Source organism: Comamonas flocculans, from assembly GCF_007954405.1.
Classification (GTDB): Bacteria; Pseudomonadota; Gammaproteobacteria; order Burkholderiales; family Burkholderiaceae_C; genus Comamonas_C; species Comamonas_C flocculans.
Map to the genome: position 1 here is coordinate 2,755,463 of NZ_CP042344.1, position 24,334 is coordinate 2,779,796.

Below are 24,334 nucleotides of genomic sequence, written 5' to 3' on the forward strand. Positions count from 1 at the left end.
CAAATACGCCGACCTTACCCGCGCCGCTCGTAACGCGCAAAGCGCAGCGGCAAGCCTTGGGCGCTCACGTGGTCGGTGTGTGCCGCCAGCACCCACTCTGGCCCCAGCGTCGGGGCGAAGGTGTCGCCGTCGAAATCCCGCGCAATTTCCGTCACTTGGGCGCGTGTGGCCAGCGGCAGCACTGCGGCAAAGATCTGCGCCCCGCCGATGACCCAGGCGGTGGCCGCGCCCGTTTGCTCTGCAAAATGAAGCGCATCACGCAGGCTGGGTACGCGTTTTGCGCCATTTTCATGCCAATCGTGCTGGCGCGTGATGACGATGTTGGTGCGCCCGGGCAGCGGGCGAAAGCGTGCGGGCAGCGAGTCCCAGGTCTTGCGCCCCATGATGACCGGCGCACCCTGGGTGAGCGCCTTGAAGTGCGCCAGGTCCTCGGGCAGGTGCCAGGGCATGGTGCCGCCACTGCCGATCACGCCATTGGCGGCGCGTGCGTAAATCAGGGCAATTTCCATGGCGGCGGGCTCGGTGGCTGAACGCTGGAATATAACGGGGCTCTACCATGGGGCAGCCGGCCGCCGCCCCTGCGCCGCCATGTACAAGATTCCCGAATCGGTCCTCGTCGTGATCCACACTGCCGCGCTGCAGGTGCTGGTGCTGCGCCGCGCCGACAGCGCCGAAGACTTCTGGCAGTCCGTCACCGGCAGCAAGCAGAGCGCGGCCGAGACCTGGCGCGAGACGGCCCTGCGCGAAGTGCGCGAGGAAACCGGCCTGGACGCTGGCGCGCCCGGCTGCCGCCTGGCGGACTGGGGGCTGGAGAATGTCTACAGCCTTTACCCGCAGTGGCGCCACCGCTACGCCCCCGGCGTGATGACCAATACCGAGCACGTGCTCGGCCTGTGGCTGCCCGCGCCCGCCCCGGTGCGCCTGAACCCGCGCGAGCATACCGCCTGCGCCTGGCTGCCCTGGCGCGAGGCGGCCGACCGCTGTTACTCCCCGTCCAACGCAGAGGCTATTCTCTGGCTGCCGCACTTTCTTCATCCCGCATGAGCGACCCATCCGTCCCCGAGCCCGATTTCGCCGCTTCACAGCTACCGCAGCTGCCTGGCGGCATCCTGCGCGTGGCCACCTACAACATCCACAAGGGCGTGCAAGGCCTGGGGCCGGCGCGGCGCCTGGAAATCCACAACCTGGGCCTGGCGATAGAGCAGCTCGATGCCGACATCGTCTGCCTGCAGGAGGTGCGCCGCAGCAACCGGCGCGAGGCGGCCTACTTCGACCGCTGGCCGCTGGTGCCCCAGGCGCAGTACCTCGCGCCCGAAGGCTATGAAGCGGTCTACCACACCAATGCCTATACGCGCCATGGCGAGCATGGCAACGCGCTGCTCACGCGCTGGCCGGTACTTGAAAGCCGCCACGAAGACATGTCCGACCACCGCTTCGAGCAGCGCGGCCTGCTGCATGCGTGCGTGCAGGTGCAGGGCACGGCGGTGCACACCGTCGTGGTGCACCTGGGGCTGGTGCCGGGCAGCCGCGTCCGGCAGGTGGCGCAGCTGCAGCGCTACATCCGCCGCGAGGTGCCCGAGGATGCTCCGCTGGTGGTGGCCGGCGATTTCAACGACTGGGGCAACCAGCTGTCGCAGATGCTGGCCGGCTTCGGGCTGCTGGAGCATGGCGGCGCCTCGCCGGTGTTCACCTATCCTTCGCGCCTGCCGGTGGCGCGCCTGGACCACGTCTATGCGCGCGGCCTGGTGCCGCTGTCGCTGACCGTGCCGCGCGGGCGCATCTGGTGGCGCATGTCCGACCATCTTCCGCTGATTGCGGAGTTCAGGCTCTGAGCCGCACCCCATGCCGCTGCCAGCGTTTGCCGGGTCGGACCACCGCATCAAGCTGCTGCAGGGCTCGCAGGAGTTCTTTCCCGCGCTCATTGCCGAGCTCGACGGCGCGCAGCGCGACGTGCAGTTCGAGACCTACATCTTCAGCACCATGGGCGAGGGCGCCAGCGTGGCCGCCGCGCTGGAGCGCGCCGCGCGCCGTGGCGTGCGGGTGCGCATGGTGGTGGACGGCGTGGGCACCGGGCGCATCGCCGAGCCCTGGGGAACGCGCCTGGTGCAGGCCGGCGTGCAACTGCGCGTGTATTCGCCGCTCGGGCCGCTGGGCCTGCTGCTGCCCAGCCGCTGGCGGCGCCTGCACCGCAAGCTGTGCGTGGTCGATGCGCGCGTGCTGTTTTGCGGTGGCATCAACGTGCTGGACGACTTTGAAGACCCCTACCGCGGCCGGCTGGAGGCGCCGCGCCTGGACTTTGCGGTGCAGGTGCAGGGCAGCATGGTGGCCTATGCCTGCGCGGTGATGGACCTGCTGTGGCTGCGCATGCAGGCCGTGCACGAGGTACGCCGGCGCCAACTGGCGCATGCGCTGCAGGACTGGCGCGCCGCGCAGGCGCTGCACCGGCTGCGTGCGCGCACGCCCCGGCAGGGGCGGGGGGTGCGCGCCGCACTGCTGCTGCGCGACAACCTGCGCCTGCGCACCCGCATCGAGCGCTCCTACCGCCGCGCGATCGCCCAGGCACGCGAGGAGATCATCATCGCCAACGCCTACTTCATTCCCGGCGGCAAGCTGCGCCGCGCGCTGGTGTTGGCCGCCGAGCGTGGCGTGCGCGTGCACCTGCTGCTGCAGGGCCGCTACGAATACTTCATGCAGTACCACGCGGCTCGCCCGGTCTATGGCGCCCTGCTCGCCGCGGGCGTGCACATCCATGAATACGCGCCGAGCTTTCTGCACGCCAAGGTGGCGGTGGTGGACGCCGAGGGGGCACGCCCCTGGGCCACGGTCGGATCGAGCAACCTCGATCCGCTGAGCCTGCTGCTGGCGCGCGAAGCCAACGTGATGGTGCGCGACGCCGAGTTCGCCCGCATCCTGCGTGCACGCCTGATGCAGGCCATCGACGGCTGCGAGCCGCTGGCCGCGCAGACCTACGCCAACCGCCCCTGGCACGAGAGGGTGCTGGACCGCATCGCCCACGTGCTTATGCGCGTGGCGCTCTGGGTCACCGGCAAGGACTATTGAAAAGCTAGCTGCCAGCGCAGGAATGGCAAGGGCAAGAGGCATAAAAGCCTTGCAATTTCCTGCTGCCGCTTCGCTGTTACCATGCGCGCATGAACCAAGCCTCGTCTCTCGCGCCCGAAGAGGGCGTCCCCGTCTCCGTCAAGATCCGCGAACGCCTGAACGGTGCGGGCCGGCGCTTCTTTGCCAACGACAACATCGCCGAGTTCATCGAGCCCGGCGAGCTCGCCGCGCTGCTCGACGAAGTGCAGGCCAAGATGCAGGCCGTGCTCGACAGCCTGGTGATAGACACGGCCAACGACCACAACACCCAGGACACCGCGCGGCGCATGGCCAAGATGTACATCGGCGAGGTGTTTCGCGGGCGCTATGGCGAGGCGCCGCAGGTCACCGAATTTCCCAACGCGGCGCGCCTGAACGAGCTGCTCATCGTCGGCCCCATCACCGTGCGCAGCGCCTGCAGCCACCACTTCTGCCCGGTGATAGGCAAGCTCTGGATCGGCGTGATGCCCAACGAGCACACCAACGTGATCGGGTTGTCCAAGTACGCGCGCCTGACCGACTGGATCATGGGCCGCCCGCAGATCCAGGAGGAAGCCATCGTGCAGCTGGCCGACCTCATCATGGAAAAGACCCGGCCCGACGGCCTGGCGGTGGTGATGGAGGCGAGCCACTTCTGCATGTCCTGGCGCGGCGTGCGCGAGATGGACAGCAAGATGGTCAACTCCGTCATGCGTGGCGCCTTCCTGACCGACGCCACGCTGCGCCGTGAATTCCTCTCGCTCATTCCCGGGCGCGGCTGAACGCACCGCGGCCCCGGTTCGCCGCTGCGCGGGCCGCGGCGCGCGGCACTGGCCGCTCACCTGAGCGATGCTGCTGGGCGTGGACTTCACCAGCCGGCCCGGACGGCGCAAGCCCATCGTGCTGGCGCTGGGCGAGCGCCGCGGCGAGGCGGTGCACCTGAGCGACTTCGTGCGCATCGAAAGCCTGGACGGCTTTCTTCACTGGCTGCGGCAGGAGCGCGCCTGGGTGGGCGCGTTCGATCTGCCCTTCGGCCTGCCGCGCGCGCTGGTGCAGGCGCTGGGCTGGCCAATGCAGTGGCGCGCCTGCATGCAGCATTACGCTGGCCTGAGCCGCGCCCAGGTGCGCACCGTCTTTGCCGCCTACTGCGCGGCGCGTCCGGCGGGCCAGAAGTTCGCCCACCGAGCCACCGACGGGCCGGCGGGCTCCAGCCCCTCGATGAAGTGGGTCAACCCGCCCGTGGCCTTGATGCTGCACGCGGGCATGCCCCTGCTGCTGCAGGCCGGCGTGCATCTGCCGGGCCTGTGCGCGGGCGATGCGCGCCGCGTCGCGCTCGAAGGCTATCCCGGCCTGCTGGTGCGCGAGCTGGTGGGTCGCGCCAGCTACAAGAGCGACGAGCGCGCGCGCCAGACGCCCGAGCGCGCGGCGGTGCGCGCGCGCATCGCGCAGGCGCTGGAGCACGGCCGCACCCGCCTGGGCCTGCGCCTGCAACTGCTGCCTGCACAGCGGGCCCTGCTGCTGCAGGACGCGAGCGGCGACCACCTGGATGCGGTGGCCTGTCTCATGCAGGCAGCCTGGGCCGAGCGTGCGCACCTGCAGGGCAGCGCGCTCTACGGCCTGCCGCCCCGGCTTGATGCGCTGGAGGGCTGGATCCTCACCGCCCCGTGCTCGCCTGGCCCGTGATCAGCGCCAGGTAGGCGCGGCGCGTGGGCTCGCCGACCGCGGCGATCACCTGGGCCCAGGCGGTGCGGTGGCGCGCCAGCAGCCGCGCCGAGGCCACGTTGCGCGACTTGCAATACCAGTGGCAGGTGTGCTGCAGCAGCAGCAGCTCTGCCGTCACCATGTAGGCGCGGTCGCGCTCGGACAGGCCAGCGCCGTTGCCGATGGCGCGCGCAATGCCGCCGGCGTGCAGCGCCAGCGCGTGGCGCAGGTCAAAGGCCAGGGCCGGCGGCAACTGCGCCGACCAGGGCAGGCCAAAGGCCAGGCGGCTGATGCGCGCTTGCGCCGCGGGCATGCGCTGCGCGTCCTGGGCCAGGCGCTGCAGTTGCTCGCACAGCTGCGCCTCGCTCGCCTGCAGCGTGGCCAGCACCTGGCTGCGCCGTGCGGCGTCGTGCTCGCCCATGGCCCGCAGATAGCCCTCGATCAGCGCCTGCATCAGCCGCTCCACCTGGTAGGGCTGCAGCGCCTGGGCCAGCAGCAGCACGCGCTCGCGCTGCTGGCGCGCGTTGACGATGAACAGCGCAGCGGCGCCGAGCGCGAGCCAGAGCAGGAGATCGGAAGACATGCGCCGCCGATTGTGCCGTGCTTCAGCGCTGCGGCGGCTGCCAGCCCAGCGCGCCAGACACGCGTGCGCAGGCCGCGCGCAGCGCCAGCGCGGCGGTGCCGGTGGCGTCGGCCCGCAGCGCCGCGCCGTGCCCCACCAGCGTCAGGGCCAGCAGCAGGTGGCCGTGGGCGTCGAACACCGGCGCACCCAGCGCGTTGATGCCCGGCGCGTGCTCGCCCTCGACCACGGCCACGCCCTGGCCGCGGATGCGCGCGCGCTGTGCCGTCGTCAGCGCGTCCCCCGCCGGCTCGGCCCACGCCGCGAACACCCGGCCGGTGGCCGAGGTGCGCAGGTCGAACAAGGCACCCGGCGCCACGCCCACCGATACCCCCTGGCCCGGCTGATAGACGCGCAGCGCGCACACGCCGGCTTCCGTCTGCACGGCCACCAGGCAGGTATTGCCCTGGGTCTGGGCGAGTCCGCGCGCCTCGCTGCTGGCGAGCTCCAGCCAGTCCTGACGCGCCAGCCAGGCAAGCGCCAGGTGGCGCAGCGCCGGGCCGGCCTGGTACAGGCCGCTGTCCGCATCCTGATGCACCCAACCGGCGCGCACCAGGCTGACCAGGTAGCGGTAGACCTTGGCGCGGTGCATGCCCGCCAGGCGCGCCAGTTCGGAAACGCCCAGCGCGTGTCCCTGCGCCATCAACAGCTCGAAGAGCTCAAGCCCGAGCTCCAGGGACTGGATGCCTGCCGGGGCGGGCGAGGAGGGCGACGGTACTGCCGCTGCAGCGTCGGGCGCGGAAGGTGCGGGGGTGCGAGGCATGGTGTGGCCAAGAGTGGAGGAAAGGCGCGCCGCCAGTGTGCATCAGCGGGCCGCCGGCGGCCGCAGACGACCCTGCGCCGGCACCCTAGGGGACACCACGACGGCGCCAGGGGCAGAGGCTTGACAGCCCCGTTCCCTTGCCCTAGATTCTCGATATTATTTTTTCCGTAACGTCGTTACCTATATCGTAACATTACCTGGAGACCTCCGATGAAGAAGTACATCACCTTTCCGCTGCGCGAGGGCGTGCACAGCCGCCAGGCCCATTGCGACATTCCCGATGGGCTGTACGAGCGCGAGCATGGCCGCAACGGCTTCTTCGGCCCCGCAAGCCACATCCTGCACAAACACAAGCCTACGGGCTGGAGCCAATGGGAAGGGCCGCTGGAGCTGACGCTGCTGGATTTGAACAAGCTCGAAGACAGCGCCCCCTGCCCCTGGAAGGCGCGCCGTTTCATGCACAACGCCCAGACCCAGGTGCATTTCTGGAAGTTCGGCGCCTCCATGCCCGATCTGGCGCGCAACGGCGACGGCGACATGATCCTGTTCTTCCACCGTGGCGAAGGCGAGTTCTTCTGCGACTACGGCCACATGAGCTACCGCGAGGGCGACTACATCAACATCCCCCGCGGCACCTCCTGGCGTCTGGAGACCCAGGTGCGCAATGAAGTCCTGACCATCGAGGCGACCGAAGACCTCTTCGTGCTGCCCGAGCGCGGCATCCTCGGCCACCACGCGCAGTTCGACCTCGCGGTGCTCGACACGCCCAAGATCGACGATGCCTTCAAGGCCCAGTACAGCGACACGCGCGAGACCCGGGTGCGCGCCAAGCGCCGCGGCCAGGTGACCACCGTCACCTTCCCCTACAACTTCCTGGATGCGGTGGGCTGGCATGGCGACTGCGTGCCGGTCAAGCTCAACTGGCGCGACATCCGCGAGCTGCTCTCGGACCGCTACCACCTGCCGCCGACGGTGCACGCCACCTTCCTGTCGAACACCATCATCGTCTGCACCTTCGCGCCGCGCCCCATCGAGAGCGACCCGGGCGCGCTCAAGGTGCCGTTCTTTCACAACAACGACGAGTTCGACGAATCCATCTTCTACCACCAGGGCGAATTCTTCTCGCGCGACAACATCAAGCCCGGCATGTTCACGCTGCATCCCTCGGGCTTTCACCACGGCCCGCACCCCAAGGCCTTCGCGGCGGCCGCGGCCAACAACCAGGGCGAGCGCAAGTACACCGACGAAGTGGCGGTGATGATCGATTCGCGCTACCCGCTGCAGCTCGACGACGTGGACGCCGTCAAGGTGCCCGACTACGTCCATTCCTGGAAGGAATGAGGGGCGTTTGAGCCATGAAAAAGCGCCGCAGGATGAAGATCCTGCAGCGCTTTTTTTTTGATAGCTACTGGCGCTTGTCTGGCAAGCGCCAGAGCCTGTTTTCTTACTTGATAGCGGCCTCGATTTCCTTGACCAGGTCGGCGCCGACGTCGGGCGTGAACATGTCCCACACCGGCTGCACCGCGGCGCGCATGCGGGCGTGCTCCTCGGCCGTCACCTCGTTCACCTGGATGCCCTTGTCGGCCATCATCTTCTGCGCACCGGCTGCCTGGTCACGCGCGACCTGGCGCTGGTAGGCGCGCGCCTCCACGGCGGCGTCCTTGAGGATCTTCTGCTGGTCGGGCGTGAGCTTGTCCCAGAACTTCTTGGACGCCAGCGGGATGAAGGCGCCGTAGGTGTGCTGGGTGATCGAGAGGTACTTCTGCACCTCGTAGAGCTTGAGCGCGGCGATCACCGCATTGGGCGTGCCCTGGCCGTCTATGGTCTTGGTTTCCAGCGCCGTATAGAGCTCGGGGACCGCCAGCGGCACCGGGTTGGCGCCCAGCGCCTTGATGGTTTCCTGGGTGATCCTGGCCTGGATGGAGCGGAACTTCAGCCCCTTGAAGTCTTCCACCTTGGCAATCGGGTGCTTGCTGTTGGTGGCGTTGAAGAAGCCGTTTTCCCAGTAGGCCAGGCCCACCAGGCCGTGGGCCGGCAGCAGGTCCATGAGCTTCTGCCCGATCGGGCCGTCGAGCACCTTCTCGGCCTGTTCGGTGTTGGCGAAGAGGAAGGGGAAGTCCAGCACTTCATAGGGCTTGACCATGCCGGTCAGCGTGGAAGTTTGCGGCACGGTGAATTCGATGGTGCCGCCCTGCAGGGCGGAGGTCACCTTGACGTCGTCGCCCAGCGCGCCGCCGTAGTAGGGCTTGATGTCGATTTCGCCGCCGCTCTTGGCCTTGACCAGTTCGACGAACTTGGCCACGCCCTGGCCCTGGTGGGATTTCTCGGGCAGGGTGACGGCAAACTTGCCCGTCACCGCCGCCAGCGTGGAGCCGGAAAACGCCGCGGCCAGCAGGCCCAGCAGCAGGGTGGTCTTGAACTTCATGGGGAATCTCCAGTGGGGTGGTTGAAGAAAGGGCACTCAGCGCCACCATTCGGCGGGCACCGTGACCAGTGCGGGGAACAGGATAAGCAGCACCAGCAGCGCCGCCAGTGCCAGCAGGAAGGGCAGGATGCCGCGCACCGCCTCGTCCATCGTCACCTTGCCGACCGAGCTGACCACGTTGAGCACCACGCCCACCGGGGGGGTGATCATGCCGATTGAGCAGTTCATGATGAAGACCACGCCGAAGTACACCGGATCGATGTCCGCGGCCTTCACGATGGGCAGGAACACCGGCGTGAAGATCAGCACGATGGGGATGAAGTCCAGCACCATGCCGGCGAAGAAGACCACCACCATCATGGCCGCCATCAGGAGCATGGGCGAACCCACCAGCCCTTCGAGCCAGCCGCCCACCTGCCCCGAGATGTCGGTGATGGTGATCATGTAGGAGGCCACCATGGCCAGCGCCGCCAGCAGCAGCACGACGGAGGTGGTGCGCGCGGTGGAGAGCAGGGCCTCGTAGATGTTGCGCCAGTTCAGCTCGCGGTACACCACCAGGCCGACGAAGAGCGCGTAGGCCGCGGCCACCACGGCCGACTCGGTGGGCGTGAAGATGCCGAAGCGCAGGCCGCCGATGATGATCACCGGCATCATCAAGGCCCAGCCGCCCTGGCCCAGCAGGCGCAGGCGCCGCCCCAAGGGCACGCGCGCCGTGATCGCGGCGTTCTGGCTGCGCGCCACGAACCACCAGGCAATCACCAGCACCAGCCCCATGAGCACGCCGGGCACGATGCCCGCGAGGAACAGCCGGGTGATGGACACGTTGGCCGTCACGCCGAAGATGAGAAAGCCGATGGACGGCGGTATCACCGGCGCGATGATGCCGCTGGCCGCCATCAGGCCGCAGGCGCGTGCGGGGTTGTAGCCGGCCTGGCGCATCATGGGCACGAGGATGGCCGCCAGCGCCGCCGTATCGGCTACGGCCGAACCCGAAAGGCTGGCGAGCATGATGCCCGCGCCTATGGCCACGTAGCCCAGGCCGCCGCGCAAGTGGCCGACGAAGGCGCCGGCCATCTCCACGATGCGCTTGGACAGGCCGCCGGCGTTCATCAGCTCGCCCGCCAGGATGAAGAAGGGCACGGCCATCAGCACGAAGTTGTCGGCCCCGGCGATCGCGTTCTGCACCACCACCTGGCTGTCGAACTGGCCGGTGACGAGCATCAGCGCGATGCCCGAGAACATCAGCGCGAACGCGATCGGCACCCCCAGCGCGATCAGGGTGAGCAGGGAGATCAGGAAGACGGTGGCGGTCATGCGCGCGGTCCCGTCTGGCCGCCGACCTCGGCTTCGATGCGCTCGGAAGCCTGCTCGATGCGGTCGCCCAGGTCGTGCGTCATCTTGTCGAAGTCGCCGCGCAGCGCCCGCACGATGTTGTAGCTGACCGGCACGATCAGCGCCACGCCGAAGACGATGCCCACGCCGTACAGCCAGGCGTAGGAGATGCCCAGCACCGGGTAGGTGTTGCCCAGGTTGATCACGGTCTGCTTCCAGCCGCCGACGATGAACACCACGCAGCCGGCCAGGATCAACAGGCCCGAAAAGGTGATGAGTGCGCGGCGCAGGCGCGGCCCCACGCGCCGCTGCAGCGTGTCGAAGCCGATGTGTATGCGCTGGGCCGAAGCCAGCACCGCCCCGAGAAAGATCAGCCAGACGAAGAGCAGGCGCGAGAGCTCTTCCGATACCGCGATGCCGGAATTGAAGGCGTAGCGCAGCACCACGTTGCCAAACACCAGGATGCCCATGATGGCAAGACAGGCCACGATGAGCACTTCAAAGGTGTGCGTGATGCGCCTTGCCCAGGGGTTGGGCGCGTGTTCGGTGTGCAAGGGCATGGTCTGCCGGGCTTTCTGAGGGTGGCGGGATTGGATAGGGTTTTATCGAGAAAGTAAAGACTGACCTTGCGGCGTCCAAGGTTAGTGGCGCGGCGGCTCGGGCCAGGGCGGCAGCGGCGCGCGCAGCCGCTCGAAGGCATGGGCCAGTTGCAGCACGCCCAGGTCGTCAAAGCGCTGCCCGGCGATCTGCAGGCCTATGGGCAGCCCCGCGCCGTCCACGCCGCAGGCGATCGAGGCGGCGGGCTGCTCCGACATGTTGAAGGGTACGGTGAAGGCAATGTGCTCCAACGGGCGCAGCGGGTTGTTGGTGGGCGAGGGCAGTTCGGCCGCGAATGCGGTGATGGGCGCCGTGGGCGAGAGCACGTAGTCCACCTGCGAGCAGGCCCGCACCGTGGCCACGCGCGTGGCATGAAACTGCTGGCTCGCGTGGTAGACGTGCTCGGCGCTGAAGCTGGCCGCGCTCTCGGCCCAGTCGCGAATGTAGGGCAGCACGCGGGCGCGGCGTCCGGGCCCGAGCTGGCGCAGGTCCATGAGTGAGCGCATGCGCCAGAAGTGGTCCATGCCGTCGAGCATCTCGCGCCCGAGCCAGGGCTGCATCGGCACGATGCTGGCACCCGCCTGTTCGAACAGCCGTGCCGCCGCTTCGACGCTGGCGCGCACCTGGGCATCGACGGCCAGGCCGCAGCCGGCATCGAGCAGCAGCCCCAGGCGCAGACCGCGAAGGCGCTGCATGCCGCGCGCATGTGCCCCCCAGTCCACCAGCTGGGGCGGCAGGCCCATGCTGTCGCGCACGTCCGGCTGCGCCAGCACTTGCATCATCAGCGCCGCATCGCCCACGCTGCGCGTGATCGGCCCGGCGCAGCGCCCGGTGTAGGGTGGGTCGATGGGCACGCGTCCCAGGCTGGGCTTGAAGCCGAACACGCCGCACCAGGCGGCAGGCAGGCGGATGGAGCCGCCGATGTCGGTGCCGACGTGCAGCGGCCCGTAGCCGGCGGCGGCCGCGGCGCCCGCGCCGGCGCTGGAGCCGCCCGGCCCCTTGTCCAGGTTCCAGGGGTTGCGCGCCGTCGCGTGAAAGCTGGAAACGCCCGAAGACAGCATGCCGTAGTCGGGCATGGTGGTCTTGCACAGCAGCACCGCACCGGCTTCGCGCAGACGCTGGGCTGGAGGTGCGTTCACGGCCGAGGGCTGGAGTTCGCTCGCCGCCGTGCCCAGGGGTGTCGGGTCGCCGCGCGTGGCGATGTTGTCCTTGATGGTTACGGGCACGCCGTCCAGCGGCCCGCAGGGCGCGCCCCGCAGCCAGCGGGCCTCGCTCGCGCGCGCCTGCTCCAGCGTGCGTTCGGGCTGCAGCAGATAGGCGGCGTGAAGCTGCGGCTCCCAGATCTCGATGTGGTGCAGCAGCGCGCTGGCCACTTCCAGGGGCGAGAGGCTGCGGCGCCGGTAGGCGTCAAGCAGGGCCTGCGCGCCCAGTTCGTGCAGCGCGCTCATGGCAGCGCCGCCGTGTTGATGCGCTGGGTGGCCTTGTCCATCTCGCCTGTGACCAGCTGCGCGATGCTGTCCAGGCCGTGTTCCAGGGCCTTTTCCATCAGCTGTCTGTCGCCCTGGGCGGGGCGGCCCAGCACCCAATGGATGACTTCGGCCTTGACGCCCGGATGCCCTATGCCTATGCGCAGGCGCCAATAGTCGCTTGCGCCCAGCTGCGCGTGGATGTCGCGCAGGCCGTTGTGCCCGCCATGGCTGCCGCCGTGCTTGAGCCGGATCTGGCCCGGCGAGAAATCCAGCTCGTCGTGCACGACCAGGATTTCCTGCGGCGCGATCTTGTAGAAGCGCGCCAGCGCGGCCACCGATCTGCCCGAGGCGTTCATGAAGGTCTGCGGCTCAAGCAGCCAGATGGCGCGTCCCTGCACGCTGGTGCGCGCCGCCAGGCCGTGCCAGGCGCGCTCGGGCAGCAGGTTCGCGCCCAGTTGCCGGGCAAGGCGGTCGATGAACCAGAAGCCGACGTTGTGGCGCGTGGCTTCGTACTCGGGCCCGGGGTTGCCCAGCCCGACGAAGAGTCTGATCATGGGGAGCGATTATGCGGACCGCGTGCGGCACCGGCGAAAAAAAACGGCCCGCAAGCTGCGGGCCGTCCCGGTGTGCGTGCGGCGTGTGGCCGCTGCGATCACTTCTTGGCGGGGGCCGCTGCTGCCGCAGCGTCGGCCGCGGCCGGCTCTTCCTCGATCACCTCGGGCAGCTTGACCGAGACCAGCGCCGGGTTCTTGTTGGAGCCGCGCACCACGGCCTTCACGCCCACGGGCAGGCTGATCGATTGCAGACCGGGGATGGTCTTGGAGGTCAGGGCGCTCAGGTCCACCGTGATGTGCTCGGGCAGTTGCGAAGGCATGCAGATCACGTCCAGCTCATGCAGCAGCGGCGTGACGGTGCAGCCTTCGGTGGCAACGGCGGGCGAAGCCTCGATGCCTTCGAAGTGCAGCGGCACCTTCATGTGGATGCGGGTCTTCTCGTCCACGCGCTGGAAGTCCACGTGCAGCACCTGTTGCTTGTAGGGGTGGAACTGCACGTCGCGCAGCAGCACCCTGCTGGTCTGGTCGCCCAGTTCCATGTCCAGGATGGAGGAGTGGAAGGCCTCCTTCTGCAGGGCGTGCCACAGCGCGTTGTGGTCCAGCTCGATCATTTGCGGCTCGCTGCCCGCGCCATAGACGATGCCGGGCGCGCGGCCCGTGACGCGCAGACGGCGGCTCGCACCCGTACCTTGCGTGTTGCGCTCAAAAGCGACGAATTTCATGTGAGAACTCCAGTGTGCGGGCGGCCGCGACCAGCCTGCCCGCCTGTTTGAGAAAAAAGACCCCGTGCACCATGCGACGGGGCCCGCGCTGCCATCGGATTGGGTTCAGCTGAACTCCGAGAACAGACTCATCACCGACGCTCCGCTGGCGATGCGCTGTATGGTTTCGGCAAACAGCGGCGCCACGGAGAGCTGGCGAATCTTGGGGCATCCGCGGGCGGCTTCGCTCAGCGGGATGGTGTTGGTGACCACGACTTCGTCGAGTACCTCGCCCTGGGCGATGCGCTCCAGGGCCGGACCGGAAAAGATCGGGTGGGTGCAGTAGGCATAGACCTGCTTGGCACCGCGCTCCTTGAGGGCGCTGGCTGCCTTCACCAGAGTGCCGGCAGTGTCGATCATGTCGTCCATGATCACGCAGTTGCGTCCGTCGATGTCGCCGATCACGTTCATCACTTCGGAAACATTGGCCTTGGGACGGCGCTTGTCGATGATGGCCAGATCGCAGCCGAGTTGCTTGGCCAACGCCCGCGCGCGCACCACGCCGCCGACGTCGGGGCTGACGACGATGAGGTTGTCGTGCTTTTTCTCGTTCAGATCGCGCAGCAGCACCGGCGAGGCGTAGATGTTGTCCACCGGAATGTCAAAGAAGCCCTGGATCTGGTCGGCATGCAGGTCCATGGTCAGCAGGCGGTTCACGCCCACGGCCTGCAGCATGTTGGCCACCACCTTGGCCGAAATCGGCACGCGCGTGGAGCGCGGGCGGCGGTCCTGGCGGGCATAGCCGAAGTAGGGGATGACGGCGCTGATGCGCTCGGCCGAGGCGCGCTTGAGCGCATCGACCATGATGAGCAGCTCCATCAGGTTGTCGTTGGTCGGTGCGCAGGTGGACTGCACGACGAAGATGTCGCGCGCACGCACGTTCTGCTTGATCTCCACGGTGACTTCACCGTCGGAAAAACGCCCGACCTGGATGGATCCCAGCGAGATGCCCAGGTTTTGCGCTATTTCCGTCGCCAGTACCGGGTTGGCATTGCCCGTGAAAACCATGAAATCGGTGTGATGGGCTTGCATCGGCATGGAAGAGCGGTCTGACGGAAGATGGCGCAAGGGGCTAGCTGTGGCAGGGGAGGAAGGATTCGAACCCTCGCATGCCGGAATCAAAATCCGGTGCCTTGACCAGCTTGGCTACTCCCCTACACGGGTCGCACGCTCGGGCGTACAACCCTGCAATCATTCATCCCGGACCCACTCGGCCAGTGGATGAAACCCGAGATTCTGACACACTTTGATGCTCCAATGCGCGGGTGCGTCTGAAACATCGATGGTGTCCTTCGTCACGGCAAACACGGCACTGCCGGAGCCCGTCATGCGCCCCGAAAGGCCTCGGCTCGCGAGCCAGTGCAGCGCCTGAGCCACCTCGGGACACAGGCGCTGTGCCACCGGCTGCAGGTCGTTCCTGCCAAACCCGAACGCACTGCGCGCTTGCTCTGCAACGAAGCCGGCGATTGTAGCAGCCTGCGTGTCGCGTCGCAGCGACGGATCGGAAAAAATGCGTGCCGTCTCCAGCCCTGCCGCGGGCTTGACGACGACGAAGCGCGTGCCCGCCTGCACCGCTTGTGGCGGCAACGGCGTGAGCGCCTCGCCCACGCCTTCGGCCCAGGCGTTTTGCCCGAGGATGAAAAACGGCACGTCCGCGCCCAGCGCGAGCGCGATGCGCGCCAGCGTACTGCGCGGCAGGTCCAGCTGCCACAACCGGTTGAGTGCCAGCAGCGTGGTGGCCGCATCCGAAGAGCCACCGCCCAGCCCGGCCTGCGTCGGCAGGCGCTTTTCCAGCGTGATGTGCGCGCCTTTGGTGCAGCCGCTGGCCTGCTGCAGCGCACGCGCGGCGCGCAGGCACAGATCGTCCTCGGGCAGCGCGGTGCTGCCCAGGTCTTCGCGGCTCAGGCGTGCGCTGGCGCGGCACTCGACGTGCAGCAGATCGCACCAGTCCAGCAGCATGAAGGCCGACTGCAGCAGGTGGTAGCCGTCGCTGCGCCGGCCGAGCACGTGCAGGAACAGGTTGAGTTTGGCCGGCGCCGGCAGGTCGTGCAGCGAGCGCATGGCGCGCCTCAGCGCTCGAGCACCACGCGCAGCACCGCGGTGGGCAGCGGCTGCAGGCGCGTGGCGACGATGCGGCCCGAGTCAAGCGCCGCAAGGTCCGCCTCCCAGCCGCTGGCCTGCGCCTTGCGCCCATGCAGCCAGCCAAAGAGCGCCGCGACGGGAATGCTGGCGCCAGTCAGCGCCTCTGCCAGCGCTTGCAGCGACGGCGAGCGCTGCTGGCGATTGCCGTCGTCCAGCACCGCCAGGCCCGGTTTCCAGCTCAGCTGTGCGAGCACGTTGCCCAGCGGGTTGTAGAGCGTGAGCTGTCCCTGCTCGGCGCTGCCCTGCAGCTCGAAGGCGGCGGAAAACGACTGGGCCGGCTGGTCCGGCCCGAGCGCCTGTACCTGCAGCGCAAGACGCCCGCGCCAGTGCTCGGGTTTGGCCGCGTCGGGGGAGGCGGGCGGCAGGGGCGCGCAGGCGGCCAGCCAGCTTGCGGCGAGCAGGACCAGGGCTTGGCGCCGCGCCGGCAGGGCAGGCCTCAAGGGCGCACCCCGAAGCGCCGCATGGTCTCGAGCAGCGTATCGTTGTCGCGCTTCAGGCGCAGGCCAGCGCGCCAGGCTTCACGCGCACGCGCACGCTCGCCGAGCTTCCAGAGCACCTCGCCCAGGTGCGCGGCGATCTCGGGATCGGGCTGGCCGCGCATGGCTTGCTGCAGCAACTGCAGCGCGCGCTGGCGATTGCCCAGCCGGAATTCGACCCAGCCCAGGCTGTCGGTGATGTAAGGGTCACCGGGTGCGAGCTCCAGCGCCTGCTCGATCAGCGACTTGGCCTCCTGCAGGCGCAGGCCGCGGTCCGCGAGCGAAAAACCCAGCGCGTTGAGCGCGTGGTGGTATTTGGGATTGCGCTCCAGAATGGTGCGCAGCAGCCGCTCCATCTCGGGCAGGCGTTCGAGCTTCTCGGCAAGCATCGCCTGTTCATAGAGATAGTCGTCATTGTCCGGCTGCAATGCCGCCGCCCGGGCCTGCACTTCGTAGGCGCGCTCCGTCAGGCCCACCTGTCGCAGCAGTGCGGCTTCGGCCTGCAGCTTCGCGGCGGCTTGCGCGTCGTTGCTGGCGGGCAGGTTGCGCAGCAGCGCCAGCGCTTCGCCCAGGCGCCCCTGGCGCGCCATCAGCAGCGCCCGGCGCAGTTGCACCGCCAGGCGCGAGTCGTCGTCGTCCGTCAGGCTGAGCCAGTGCTCGGCCTGGTCCAGGTCGCCGCGCTGCTGTGCGATTTCCGAGCGCAGCAGATACATCTGGCGGGTCAGCGCCTCGGTGCGCTCGGAAACCGGCTGCTTCTCGTGCAGCGCCGCAAAACGGTTCAGGCTGGCTTCGGCTGCGTCCAGCTGGTGGGCCTGCAGTTGCAGAGTGCTTTGCAGCAGCAGCGCCTGCATGTTGTCAGGCTGTTCGGCGGTGATGGTGTTCATCTGCGCCAGGGCGGCGCTGGTCTGGTTGCTCTCGGCCAGATAGCGCACGTAGCCCATGCTGATTTCGGGCAGAGGCTCGCCATCGAGGTAAGGGTGCAGCAAAGGCTCGGCCTCGGCCATCTTCTCGTCGAGCAGCTGCAGCACCAGCCCCGCGAGGGCGTCGTTGTCGCCGTCGAACTTGTGCGCCAGCCGCGCGGCCACCAGGGCGCCGATGCGGTCGCCGGCGGCAAGGCGCATGCGGCCTACGCTGGTCCAGGCATTGGCGGCGGTGGCGGGCTGCTTGAGCAGCTCGCTCATGGCCTCTTCGACCACGCGCGCGGCCAGGGCTTTGTCGCTGGCGTGGGCGTAGAGCAGCGGAATCGCGTTGATCACCGCCACCTGCCGCTGGGGAGCCGCCAGCGCCAGCTCGCGCTCCAGCGCGGGACGGCTTTCCGCAATGCGATTGAGCGCCACCAGGATGCGCAGCACGAAGCGGTTGGCGTCGCGCGACTCGGGGTCGGCCTGCTGCCAGGCCTGCGCTGCCACCAGCGCGGCCTGCGCCGAGCGCGACTGCAGGGCGATCTCGGTGGCGCGGCGGTAGAGCTCGCTGCTCTGGCTGCGCCGCGCGGCGTCCAGCATCAGGGCATAGCCTTCGCCGGGCTTGCCTGCTTCGGTGCTCAGCTCGCCCAGCAGGACTTCATAGAACAGTTCGGCCGTCGCTGCAGCACGCACGGCCTCTGACGCTTGCTGGGCAGGTCCGCGCATTTCCGCCGGGCTGGGGGTGCCGGTCGCCGCCGGCTGGGCCACGGCGGCCAGGGCGAAGAAGCTGCTCAGCAGCGTGGACGACACGAGGCGGGGTGTGCGCGGCATCGCACCATAATAATCGATGGGTTGCGCCGCTGGTGGCGCGACGCAACGCTGCGGGCGGCGCAAAGGCGCGGCCTGCCTGACCATGCCGGAACTGCCAGAAGTCGAAGTCACGCGCCGCGGATTTGCCGATGCGATCGCGGGCGCGCGCATCACCGCGGTGGTGCTGGGCAAACCCTTGCGCTGGCCGCTTGGAACGGCCCCCCGAACCCTGATCGGGCAGCGCGTGCTGGCCGTGCGCCGGCGTGGCAAGTACCTGCTGCTTGACCTGAGCGATGGGCTGCTGCTGCTGCACCTGGGCATGTCCGGCAGCCTGCGCTTTGCCGCGGCGCTGCCGCCTGCGGGTGCGCACGACCACTTCGAGCTGCAGACCGAGCACGGCCTGCTGCGCCTGCACGACCCGCGCCGCTTTGGCGCCGTGGTCTGGGCAGCGAGCGAGGCTGCGCCCGCCGCGCGCAAGCTGCTGGGCGGCCTGGGCATGGAGCCGCTGTCCGACGACTTCGACCTGACGCGCTTTGCCCGAGCGCTCAAGGCCACGCGCCAGAACATCAAGCAGGTGCTGCTCGCTGGCAAGGTGGTGGTGGGCGTGGGCAACATCTATGCAAGCGAAGCCTTGTTTGCCGCGCGCATACGCCCCACGATCGCTGCCGCGCGCCTGGGACCGGAGCGGGTGCGGCGCCTGCATGCGGCCATCCGCGAGGTGCTGGCGCGCGCGGTGGACAGCGGCGGCAGTACGCTGCGCGACTTTTCCGGCGTGCAGGGCGACAGCGGCCACTTTCAGTTGCAGGCCAGCGTCTATGGCCGTGCGGGGCTGCCCTGCATGGCCTGCGGCACGCCGATACGCCTGCTGCGCCAGGGCCAGCGCAGCAGCTTCTACTGCCCGCGATGCCAGGCGCGCTGATGCAGCCCGCCGACCTGGCCGACCGCGTGGTGCGCTGGCAGCAGACGCACGGACGCCGGCACCTGCCTTGGCAGGGCACGCGCGATCCCTACCGGGTGTGGCTGTCGGAAATCATGTTGCAGCAGACCCAGGTGGTGACGGTGCTGGACTACTACCCGCGCTTTCTTGCGCAGTTCCCCGACGTGCGGGCGCTGGCGGCTGCAAGCCAGGAGCAGGTGCTGGCCCTGTGGAGCGGGCTGGGCTACTACAGCCGGGCACGCAACCTGCACCGCTGCGCCCAGGTGGTGGTGGCCGAGCACGGTGGGGTGTTTCCCGCAAACAGCGCGCAGCTCGCGCAGCTGCCCGGCATAGGCCGCTCCACCGCCGGCGCGATCGCCGCCTTCTGCCATGGCGAGCGCGCACCCATCCTGGACGCCAATGTGCGCCGGGTGCTCACGCGCGTGCTGGGTTTTGCCGCCGACCTGTCGCAGGCAGCCAATGAGCGCGCGCTGTGGGCGCTGGCGCAGGAGCTGCTGCCGCGCAGCGATCTGGCGCACACCATGGCGCTGTATACCCAGGGTTTGATGGACCTGGGCGCCACCGTCTGCCTGGCCCGCAATCCCGATTGCGCGCGCTGCCCGCTGGCCGAGCCGTGCATCGCGCGCCGCCAGGGGCGCCAGAGCGAATATCCGGTGCGCAGCCGCCGCACCCAGCGGCGCGGCGAAGACTGGTGGTTGCTGATCTGCCTGGATGCCGCCGGCCGCTGCTGGCTGGCGCGGCGTCCACAGCAGGGCATCTGGGCGGGGCTGCATTGCCCACCGGTGGCGCCCAGTCGTGCAGCGCTCGACGCGCTGCTGGCGCCGCGGGCGCAGCCCGAGGAATGGCCAGCGTTTACCCATGTGCTCACGCACCGCGAGCTGCGCCTGCATCCGGTGCTGGTGCGGGCGCCGCCGCAGGGACTGCCCGGGGACTGGTTTGCGCCGGCTGAATGGCGGGCCTTGGGCCTGCCCGCGCCGATACGCAAGCTGTTGGCGGGTCTGATTGCTTCGGAAGAATCGCTCTTTTGATAGCTGCTACCGCACGCCAGTCAAGCGTTTGCGGCCAATTTCTTCTGAATATCTGAAGTGCTTCAGCTGCCATCCAGTTCGCGGTGGCGCTTGAGCGTGGTCCAGTCGCCTGCAAAGTGTTCGGCCAGTCGCTCCACCAGATAGACCGAGCGGTGCTGCCCGCCGGTGCAGCCCAGGCCGACCGTCACATAGCTGCGGTGGTTGTGCGCCAGCGGCGCGAGCCAGTGCTGCAGGAAGCCGGTGATGTCCGCCTGCATGCTGGCGACCTCCGGCTGCTGGCGCAGGAAGTCGGCCACCGGGGCGTCGCGCCCCGTCAGCGGGCGCAGCTGGGGGTCGTAATAGGGGTTGGGCAGCATGCGCACGTCGAAGATGTAGTCCGCGTCCATGGGAATGCCGCGCTTGAAGGCGAAGGACTGGAACACCAGCGTGAGCCGCCCCGGCGGCAGCGCCATCAGCTTCTTGACGTAGGCCAGCAGCTGGGCGTTGCGCAGCGTGCTGGTGTCTATCACCAGCGACTGCTCGCGCAGCTCGGCCAGCAGCTCGCGCTCCAGGCCTATGCTTTGCACCAGCGCCTGGCGGCCGTCGCGCAGCTCTTCCTTGGACAGCGGGTGGCGCCGGCGCGTTTCGGAAAAGCGCCGCACCAGGGTTTCGGTGCTGGCGTCCAGGAACAGCGTTTGCACCTTCACGCCCTCGGTGCGCAGTTCCTCGAGCTGGCGCGGCACCAGGGGCAGGGCGGCGGCGCTGCGCACGTCGATGGCCAGCGCCACGCGGTTGGCATGCTCACGGTGCTCCAGGCGCGCGAAAGCCCCCAGCAGCTCGGGCGGCAGGTTGTCCACGCAGTAGTAGCCCGCGTCCTCCAGCGCATGCAGCGCCACCGTCTTGCCCGAGCCGGACATGCCGGTGATGAGCACGAGTTCAAGCGACACGCCCTAAGCCTCCCCCGCGCCGGCCAGCATTTCGCCGGCGTGCGCCAGCGTGGTCGCCGAGAGGTGCTCGCCGCCGAGCATGCGGGCGATCTCGCGCGTGCGCTGCTGGCCGCTCAGGGCCGCCACGCTGCTGCTGGTTTGCGTGCGCGTGCTGTGCTTGGCCACCAGCCAGTGCTGGTCGCCACAGGCGGCCACCTGCGGCAGGTGGGTGACGGCCAGCACCTGGCGGTCGCGCCCGAGGCGGCGCATGAGCCGCCCCACGGTCTCGGCGACGGCGCCACCCACGCCCGAGTCGATTTCGTCAAAGATCAGCGTCGGCACTTCTCCGAGCGCGCTGGTGGTGACCGCAATGGCCAGCGCGATGCGCGAAAGCTCGCCACCCGACGCTACCTTGCCCACGGCGCGTGGCGTCATGCCCGGATGGCTGGCAACCAGAAACTGCACCTGGTCGATGCCGTGCGTGGCCGGCTCGCTGGCGGCGCTGACCTCCACCACGAAGCGCCCGCCCGTCATGCCCAGGCCCTGCATGGCCTGGGTGATGGCTGCGGCCAGCGGCGTGGCCGCCTTGCGCCGTGCGCGCGACAGCAGCTGCGCGGCCTTGTCGTAGGCCTGGCGCTGCTGCTGCTCCGCGGCCTGCAGCCGCTGCAGGTCGCTCGCCTCGTCCAGGCTGTGCAGCGCAGCCCTCCAGCCGGCCAGCAGGGCGGGCAGCTCCTCGGGCGTGCGCCGGTAGCGGCGCGCCAGCTGCAGCCACAGCGACAGGCGCTCCTGCAGTTGCTCCAGGCGCGCCGGGTCGGGTTCGCTGTGGCGCAGGTAGCCGTGCAGGCTGTGCGCGGCGTCCTCGGCTTCTGCCAGACAGGAGGTGAGGGCGGTGCACGGCGGCTCGAACTGCGGCTCCACCGCCAGCTGTTCCTGCAGTGCCTGCAGCGCGCCGGCAAGCTGCCCGAGCGCGCCCCGGCCCTCGTCGGGCTGCAGCGCGTCCAGCGCCTGCCGGGCGCTTGCGAGCAGCGCCTGGGCGTTGGCCAGGCGCGTGTGTTCGGCGTCGAGCTCGCTCCATTCGCCTTCGAGCGGGGCGAGTTTTTCCAGCTCCGCAATCTGCCACTGCAGGCGCTCGCGCTCCTGCTGCAGGCTGTCCTGCGCGCTGAGCGCCTGGGCAAGCGCCGCGTGCGCCGCGCGCCAGGCGCTCCAGGTGCGCGCCACTTCCCGGGTGTCCGCGCCCGCGTAGGCATCGAGCAGGGCGCGCATGGCGTCGGCGCGCGTCAGGCTCTGCCAGGCGTGCTGGCCGTGGATGTCGATCAGCCATTCGCCGAGCGTGCGCATCTGCGTGGCCGTGGCAGGCACGGCATTGATCCAGGCGCGGCTGCGTCCCTGCGCATCGACACTGCGGCGCAGCAGCAGGCCGTCGTCGTGCGGGATGCCGGCTTCGTCCAGCCAGGGCAGGAGCGCGGCGGGCAGGGCGTCGAACTCGGCGCTGACCTCGGCGCGCTCGGCGCCTTCGCGCACCAGCGCGGTGTCGGCGCGCGCGCCCAGCAGTAGTTGCAGCGCGTCGATCAGGATGGACTTGCCCGCGCCGGTCTCGCCGGTCAGCACGGTGAAGCCTGCGTGCACGTCCAGATCGAGTTCGCGCACGATCACGAAGTCGCGCAGCGCGATGCGGCGCAGGGCCATGTTCAGGATCCCCCTTCGTTCCAGCGCAGTTTGCTGCGCAAGGTGGCGAAGTAGCTCCAGCCCACGGGGTGCAGGAAGCAGGCGCTGTAGGGTGAGCGGCGCACCAGCACGCGGTCGCCGGGTTTGAGTTGGGCGAGCGACTGCATGTCGAAGTTGGCGCTGGCCTCGCGCTTGCTCAGCAGCTCGATCGCCACCTCGGCCGCGTCCGGCAGCACGATGGGGCGGTGGGTGAGGGTGTGCGGCGCGATCGGTACCAGCACCCAGCCTGGAATCGAGGGATGCAGCATGGGCCCGCCGGCCGACAGCGCATAGGCGGTCGAGCCGGTGGGCGAGGCGATGATGACCCCGTCCGCCCGCTGGTTGGCGACGAAGTCGCCGTCCACCTCGATGCGCAGCTCCACCATGCCCGAGGTCGAGCCGCGATTGACCACCACGTCGTTGAGTGCCAGCGCCTCGAACACGCAGTCGCGCCCGCGCAGCACGCTGCCGTGCATCAGCGGGCGCACATCCTCTTCATAGGCCCCCTCGAGCATGGGCGCGAGCATGGCCTCGAAACCTTCGAGCGCGATGTCGGTGATGAAGCCCAGCCGCCCCTGATTGATGCCTATGAGCGGCGTGCCATGGCGCGCCAGACGCCGGCCCACGCTGAGCATGGTGCCGTCGCCGCCCACCACCAGCGCCAGGTCGCAGTGGCGCCCGATCGCGTCCAGGTCGTGTGTGGGAAAGTCCCGCAGCTTGACATTGACCGCGGTTTCATCGTCCAGCGCCACCTCGCAGCCGTGCTGCAGCGCGAAGGCGGCGATCTCGCGCACCGCCTTGCACAAGGTGTCGGGCACGCTGCGTGCGCGCGACTTCTGGTACTTGCCGATCACGGCGACGCGGTGGAAGATGGATTGCATGGCCTTGATTACAACACCCGCTGCGGGCCGGTATGGCTTGCTATGGTAAGCGCTGGTGCGGTGCTCGGGGGCGCGGAGCGGGGTGCGGGCCGCGACTGGCCCTAGAATGAAACGCATGCTGGACGAGCGTGGCAAATTGTTGCTCAAGGCGCTGGTGGAGCGCTACATCGCCGAGGGGCAACCGGTCGGCTCGCGCACGCTGTCGCGCGCCTCCGGGCTGGAGCTTTCGCCGGCCACGGTGCGCAACGTCATGTCCGATCTGGAAGAGCTCGGCCTCATCGCCAGCCCGCACACCTCGGCCGGGCGCATCCCCACCGCCAAGGGCTACCGCCTGTTCGTGGACACCATGCTCACGGTGCAGAAAGAGCGTCTGCCGCACCTGCAGATCAAGCCCGAGCAGCCGCAAAAAGTGATAGCGCATGCGGCGCACATGCTCTCCAGCCTGTCGCAGTTCGTCGGCGTGGTGATGGCGCCGCGCCGGGCCTCGGTATTCCGGCACATCGAGTTTCTGCGGCTGTCGGAGCGGCGCGTGCTCGTGATCATAGTCTCGCCCGACGGCGACGTGCAAAACCGCGTCATCTTCACCGAGACCGACCCCAGCCAGTCGCAGCTCGTCGAGGCGGCCAACTTTCTCAACACCAACTACGGCGGCCTGACCATGGAACAGGTGCGCGAGCGCCTGAAGAGCGAAGTGGACAGCCTGCGCGCCGAGATCGTCCAGCTCATGCAGGCAGCGGTCAGCGCCAGCAGCGAGGCGCTGGACGAATCGCAGGACGAGGTCATCATCTCCGGCGAGCGCAACCTGCTGGCGGTGAGCGACTTTTCCAGCGACATGGACAACCTGCGCCGCGCCTTCACGCTGTTCGAGCAAAAGACGCAGATCCTGCGCCTGCTCGACATCTCCAGCCGCGCCGAGGGCGTGCGCATCTTCATCGGCGGCGAAAGCCAGGTGGTGCCGTTCGAAGAGCTGTCCGTGGTCAGCGCCCCCTATGAGGTCGACGGCCAGATCGTGGGCACGCTGGGCGTGATCGGGCCGACGCGCATGCCTTACGACCGCATGATCCAGATCGTGGACATCACCTCGCGGCTCGTCTCCAACGCGCTGAGCCACCGCAGCTGAGCCACTACAATGCGCCCCGGCCCGCCCTGCGCGGGCCATGCTTTCGGGCCGTTAGCTCAGCTGGTCAGAGCAGAGGACTCATAATCCTTTGGTCGTTGGTTCAAGTCCAACACGGCCTACCAGGATAGCA

Annotated in this window: 25 protein-coding genes and 2 tRNA genes; 10 read left to right on the top strand and 17 right to left on the bottom strand. The window is 68.9% G+C overall.

Annotation, left to right across the window (positions count from 1 at the left end):
- Positions 1–14: 14 nt before the first annotated feature.
- Positions 15–509, bottom strand: a complete 495-nt coding sequence (locus tag FOZ74_RS13195) for a dihydrofolate reductase (RefSeq protein WP_146913489.1) — start codon at positions 507–509, stop codon at positions 15–17.
- A 79-nt stretch (positions 510–588) separates the two neighbouring features.
- Between FOZ74_RS13195 and nudB the strand changes: the two genes are divergently transcribed.
- From nudB to FOZ74_RS13220, 5 genes are all read left to right on the top strand, one after another.
- Positions 589–1,044 (top strand): dihydroneopterin triphosphate diphosphatase, encoded by a 456-nt coding sequence (gene nudB / locus FOZ74_RS13200; RefSeq protein WP_146913490.1) that lies wholly within the window; start codon positions 589–591, stop codon positions 1,042–1,044.
- The gene (locus tag FOZ74_RS13205) at positions 1,041–1,832 is read left to right on the top strand and encodes an endonuclease/exonuclease/phosphatase family protein (protein WP_146913491.1); all 792 of its coding nucleotides are present in this window, start codon (positions 1,041–1,043) and stop codon (positions 1,830–1,832) included. Before nudB ends, FOZ74_RS13205 begins: the two co-directional genes overlap by 4 nt.
- 10 nt (positions 1,833–1,842) lie before the next feature.
- Entirely contained in the window at positions 1,843–3,060 is a 1,218-nt protein-coding gene (gene clsB / locus FOZ74_RS13210) for a cardiolipin synthase ClsB (RefSeq protein ID WP_146913492.1), read from the top strand.
- Positions 3,061–3,149: 89 nt separating this feature from the next.
- Entirely contained in the window at positions 3,150–3,860 is a 711-nt protein-coding gene (gene folE, locus FOZ74_RS13215; RefSeq protein WP_146913493.1) for a GTP cyclohydrolase I, read from the top strand.
- A gap of 67 nt (positions 3,861–3,927) precedes the next feature.
- On the top strand, positions 3,928–4,761 hold the full coding sequence (locus tag FOZ74_RS13220) for a DUF429 domain-containing protein (protein WP_146913494.1): 834 nt from the start codon (positions 3,928–3,930) through the stop codon (positions 4,759–4,761).
- On the opposite strand, the gene FOZ74_RS13225 is transcribed toward FOZ74_RS13220, so the two are convergent.
- Both FOZ74_RS13225 and FOZ74_RS13230 read right to left on the bottom strand, forming a co-directional pair.
- Positions 4,733–5,362, bottom strand: a complete 630-nt coding sequence (locus FOZ74_RS13225) for a hypothetical protein (protein WP_146913495.1) — start codon at positions 5,360–5,362, stop codon at positions 4,733–4,735. The genes FOZ74_RS13220 and FOZ74_RS13225 overlap by 29 nt on opposite strands.
- Before the next feature lie 22 nt (positions 5,363–5,384).
- A complete protein-coding gene (locus FOZ74_RS13230; protein ID WP_146913496.1) occupies positions 5,385–6,161 on the bottom strand; it encodes an IclR family transcriptional regulator in 777 nt (258 codons plus the stop codon).
- 210 nt (positions 6,162–6,371) lie between these two features.
- On the opposite strand from FOZ74_RS13230, the gene FOZ74_RS13235 reads away from it, so the two are divergent.
- On the top strand, positions 6,372–7,502 hold the full coding sequence (locus tag FOZ74_RS13235) for a homogentisate 1,2-dioxygenase (RefSeq protein ID WP_146913497.1): 1,131 nt from the start codon (positions 6,372–6,374) through the stop codon (positions 7,500–7,502).
- Between the two features lie 103 nt (positions 7,503–7,605).
- Here FOZ74_RS13235 and FOZ74_RS13240 read toward each other — a convergent pair whose 3' ends face one another.
- The 11 genes from FOZ74_RS13240 to FOZ74_RS13290 form a co-directional block, all read right to left on the bottom strand.
- Positions 7,606–8,586: a TRAP transporter substrate-binding protein gene (locus tag FOZ74_RS13240; RefSeq protein ID WP_146913498.1), complete on the bottom strand. Its 981-nt coding sequence runs from the start codon at positions 8,584–8,586 to the stop codon at positions 7,606–7,608.
- 36 nt (positions 8,587–8,622) lie between these two features.
- Positions 8,623–9,900: a TRAP transporter large permease gene (locus FOZ74_RS13245; RefSeq protein WP_146913499.1), complete on the bottom strand. Its 1,278-nt coding sequence runs from the start codon at positions 9,898–9,900 to the stop codon at positions 8,623–8,625.
- Positions 9,897–10,478 carry a TRAP transporter small permease gene (locus FOZ74_RS13250; RefSeq protein WP_146913500.1) on the bottom strand — a complete coding sequence of 194 codons (582 nt, stop codon included), beginning with the start codon at positions 10,476–10,478 and terminating at the stop codon, positions 9,897–9,899. The genes FOZ74_RS13245 and FOZ74_RS13250 overlap by 4 nt, the downstream gene beginning before the upstream one ends.
- Positions 10,479–10,559: 81 nt before the next feature.
- Positions 10,560–11,963 (bottom strand): amidase, encoded by a 1,404-nt coding sequence (locus FOZ74_RS13255; RefSeq protein ID WP_146913501.1) that lies wholly within the window; start codon positions 11,961–11,963, stop codon positions 10,560–10,562.
- Positions 11,960–12,538 carry an aminoacyl-tRNA hydrolase gene (pth, locus tag FOZ74_RS13260; protein WP_146913502.1) on the bottom strand — a complete coding sequence of 193 codons (579 nt, stop codon included), beginning with the start codon at positions 12,536–12,538 and terminating at the stop codon, positions 11,960–11,962. Before pth ends, FOZ74_RS13255 begins: the two co-directional genes overlap by 4 nt.
- Before the next feature lie 98 nt (positions 12,539–12,636).
- Complete coding sequence (locus FOZ74_RS13265) at positions 12,637–13,260, bottom strand: 50S ribosomal protein L25/general stress protein Ctc (protein WP_146913503.1); 624 nt, start codon at positions 13,258–13,260, stop codon at positions 12,637–12,639.
- A gap of 105 nt (positions 13,261–13,365) precedes the next feature.
- Positions 13,366–14,331, bottom strand: coding sequence for a ribose-phosphate pyrophosphokinase (locus FOZ74_RS13270; protein ID WP_146914210.1), 966 nt, complete (start codon positions 14,329–14,331; stop codon positions 13,366–13,368).
- A 47-nt stretch (positions 14,332–14,378) separates the two neighbouring features.
- Positions 14,379–14,455: transfer RNA gene (locus FOZ74_RS13275), tRNA-Gln, on the bottom strand.
- 35 nt (positions 14,456–14,490) lie between these two features.
- Positions 14,491–15,360, bottom strand: a complete 870-nt coding sequence (gene ispE / locus FOZ74_RS13280; RefSeq protein WP_146913504.1) for a 4-(cytidine 5'-diphospho)-2-C-methyl-D-erythritol kinase — start codon at positions 15,358–15,360, stop codon at positions 14,491–14,493.
- A gap of 8 nt (positions 15,361–15,368) precedes the next feature.
- Positions 15,369–15,881, bottom strand: a complete 513-nt coding sequence (locus tag FOZ74_RS13285) for a lipoprotein insertase outer membrane protein LolB (RefSeq protein ID WP_146913505.1) — start codon at positions 15,879–15,881, stop codon at positions 15,369–15,371.
- Positions 15,878–17,650 (bottom strand): tetratricopeptide repeat protein, encoded by a 1,773-nt coding sequence (locus FOZ74_RS13290; RefSeq protein ID WP_255437624.1) that lies wholly within the window; start codon positions 17,648–17,650, stop codon positions 15,878–15,880. Before FOZ74_RS13290 ends, FOZ74_RS13285 begins: the two co-directional genes overlap by 4 nt.
- Before the next feature lie 82 nt (positions 17,651–17,732).
- On the opposite strand from FOZ74_RS13290, the gene mutM reads away from it, so the two are divergent.
- Both mutM and mutY read left to right on the top strand, forming a co-directional pair.
- Positions 17,733–18,548: a bifunctional DNA-formamidopyrimidine glycosylase/DNA-(apurinic or apyrimidinic site) lyase gene (mutM, locus tag FOZ74_RS13295; RefSeq protein ID WP_146913506.1), complete on the top strand. Its 816-nt coding sequence runs from the start codon at positions 17,733–17,735 to the stop codon at positions 18,546–18,548.
- Positions 18,548–19,594 (top strand): A/G-specific adenine glycosylase, encoded by a 1,047-nt coding sequence (mutY, locus tag FOZ74_RS13300; RefSeq protein ID WP_146913507.1) that lies wholly within the window; start codon positions 18,548–18,550, stop codon positions 19,592–19,594. The genes mutM and mutY overlap by 1 nt, the downstream gene beginning before the upstream one ends.
- Positions 19,595–19,656: 62 nt before the next feature.
- On the opposite strand, the gene rapZ is transcribed toward mutY, so the two are convergent.
- From rapZ to FOZ74_RS13315, 3 genes are read right to left on the bottom strand one after another with little or no spacing between them, the layout of a single operon-like run.
- Positions 19,657–20,520 (bottom strand): RNase adapter RapZ, encoded by an 864-nt coding sequence (gene rapZ, locus FOZ74_RS13305; protein ID WP_146913508.1) that lies wholly within the window; start codon positions 20,518–20,520, stop codon positions 19,657–19,659.
- A gap of 3 nt (positions 20,521–20,523) precedes the next feature.
- Positions 20,524–22,185, bottom strand: a complete 1,662-nt coding sequence (gene recN, locus FOZ74_RS13310) for a DNA repair protein RecN (RefSeq protein WP_146913509.1) — start codon at positions 22,183–22,185, stop codon at positions 20,524–20,526.
- Positions 22,186–22,187: 2 nt separating this feature from the next.
- Positions 22,188–23,084: an NAD kinase gene (locus FOZ74_RS13315; protein WP_146913510.1), complete on the bottom strand. Its 897-nt coding sequence runs from the start codon at positions 23,082–23,084 to the stop codon at positions 22,188–22,190.
- A 115-nt stretch (positions 23,085–23,199) separates the two neighbouring features.
- Between FOZ74_RS13315 and hrcA the strand changes: the two genes are divergently transcribed.
- Positions 23,200–24,204, top strand: a complete 1,005-nt coding sequence (gene hrcA / locus FOZ74_RS13320; protein ID WP_146914212.1) for a heat-inducible transcriptional repressor HrcA — start codon at positions 23,200–23,202, stop codon at positions 24,202–24,204.
- A 45-nt stretch (positions 24,205–24,249) separates the two neighbouring features.
- Positions 24,250–24,326: transfer RNA gene (locus FOZ74_RS13325), tRNA-Ile, on the top strand.
- Positions 24,327–24,334 lie beyond the last annotated feature (8 nt).

Coding starts and splice junctions, on each gene's coding strand:
- FOZ74_RS13195 (WP_146913489.1), bottom strand. CDS start 509: ATGGAAATTGCCCTGATTTACGCACGCGCCGCCAATGGCGTGATCGGC.
- nudB (WP_146913490.1), top strand. CDS start 589: ATGTACAAGATTCCCGAATCGGTCCTCGTCGTGATCCACACTGCCGCG.
- FOZ74_RS13205 (WP_146913491.1), top strand. CDS start 1,041: ATGAGCGACCCATCCGTCCCCGAGCCCGATTTCGCCGCTTCACAGCTA.
- clsB (WP_146913492.1), top strand. CDS start 1,843: ATGCCGCTGCCAGCGTTTGCCGGGTCGGACCACCGCATCAAGCTGCTG.
- folE (WP_146913493.1), top strand. CDS start 3,150: ATGAACCAAGCCTCGTCTCTCGCGCCCGAAGAGGGCGTCCCCGTCTCC.
- FOZ74_RS13220 (WP_146913494.1), top strand. CDS start 3,928: ATGCTGCTGGGCGTGGACTTCACCAGCCGGCCCGGACGGCGCAAGCCC.
- FOZ74_RS13225 (WP_146913495.1), bottom strand. CDS start 5,362: ATGTCTTCCGATCTCCTGCTCTGGCTCGCGCTCGGCGCCGCTGCGCTG.
- FOZ74_RS13230 (WP_146913496.1), bottom strand. CDS start 6,161: ATGCCTCGCACCCCCGCACCTTCCGCGCCCGACGCTGCAGCGGCAGTA.
- FOZ74_RS13235 (WP_146913497.1), top strand. CDS start 6,372: ATGAAGAAGTACATCACCTTTCCGCTGCGCGAGGGCGTGCACAGCCGC.
- FOZ74_RS13240 (WP_146913498.1), bottom strand. CDS start 8,586: ATGAAGTTCAAGACCACCCTGCTGCTGGGCCTGCTGGCCGCGGCGTTT.
- FOZ74_RS13245 (WP_146913499.1), bottom strand. CDS start 9,900: ATGACCGCCACCGTCTTCCTGATCTCCCTGCTCACCCTGATCGCGCTG.
- FOZ74_RS13250 (WP_146913500.1), bottom strand. CDS start 10,478: ATGCCCTTGCACACCGAACACGCGCCCAACCCCTGGGCAAGGCGCATC.
- FOZ74_RS13255 (WP_146913501.1), bottom strand. CDS start 11,963: ATGAGCGCGCTGCACGAACTGGGCGCGCAGGCCCTGCTTGACGCCTAC.
- pth (WP_146913502.1), bottom strand. CDS start 12,538: ATGATCAGACTCTTCGTCGGGCTGGGCAACCCCGGGCCCGAGTACGAA.
- FOZ74_RS13265 (WP_146913503.1), bottom strand. CDS start 13,260: ATGAAATTCGTCGCTTTTGAGCGCAACACGCAAGGTACGGGTGCGAGC.
- FOZ74_RS13270 (WP_146914210.1), bottom strand. CDS start 14,331: ATGCAAGCCCATCACACCGATTTCATGGTTTTCACGGGCAATGCCAAC.
- ispE (WP_146913504.1), bottom strand. CDS start 15,360: ATGCGCTCGCTGCACGACCTGCCGGCGCCGGCCAAACTCAACCTGTTC.
- FOZ74_RS13290 (WP_255437624.1), bottom strand. CDS start 17,650: ATGCCGCGCACACCCCGCCTCGTGTCGTCCACGCTGCTGAGCAGCTTC.
- mutM (WP_146913506.1), top strand. CDS start 17,733: ATGCCGGAACTGCCAGAAGTCGAAGTCACGCGCCGCGGATTTGCCGAT.
- mutY (WP_146913507.1), top strand. CDS start 18,548: ATGCAGCCCGCCGACCTGGCCGACCGCGTGGTGCGCTGGCAGCAGACG.
- recN (WP_146913509.1), bottom strand. CDS start 22,185: ATGGCCCTGCGCCGCATCGCGCTGCGCGACTTCGTGATCGTGCGCGAA.
- FOZ74_RS13315 (WP_146913510.1), bottom strand. CDS start 23,084: ATGCAATCCATCTTCCACCGCGTCGCCGTGATCGGCAAGTACCAGAAG.
- hrcA (WP_146914212.1), top strand. CDS start 23,200: ATGCTGGACGAGCGTGGCAAATTGTTGCTCAAGGCGCTGGTGGAGCGC.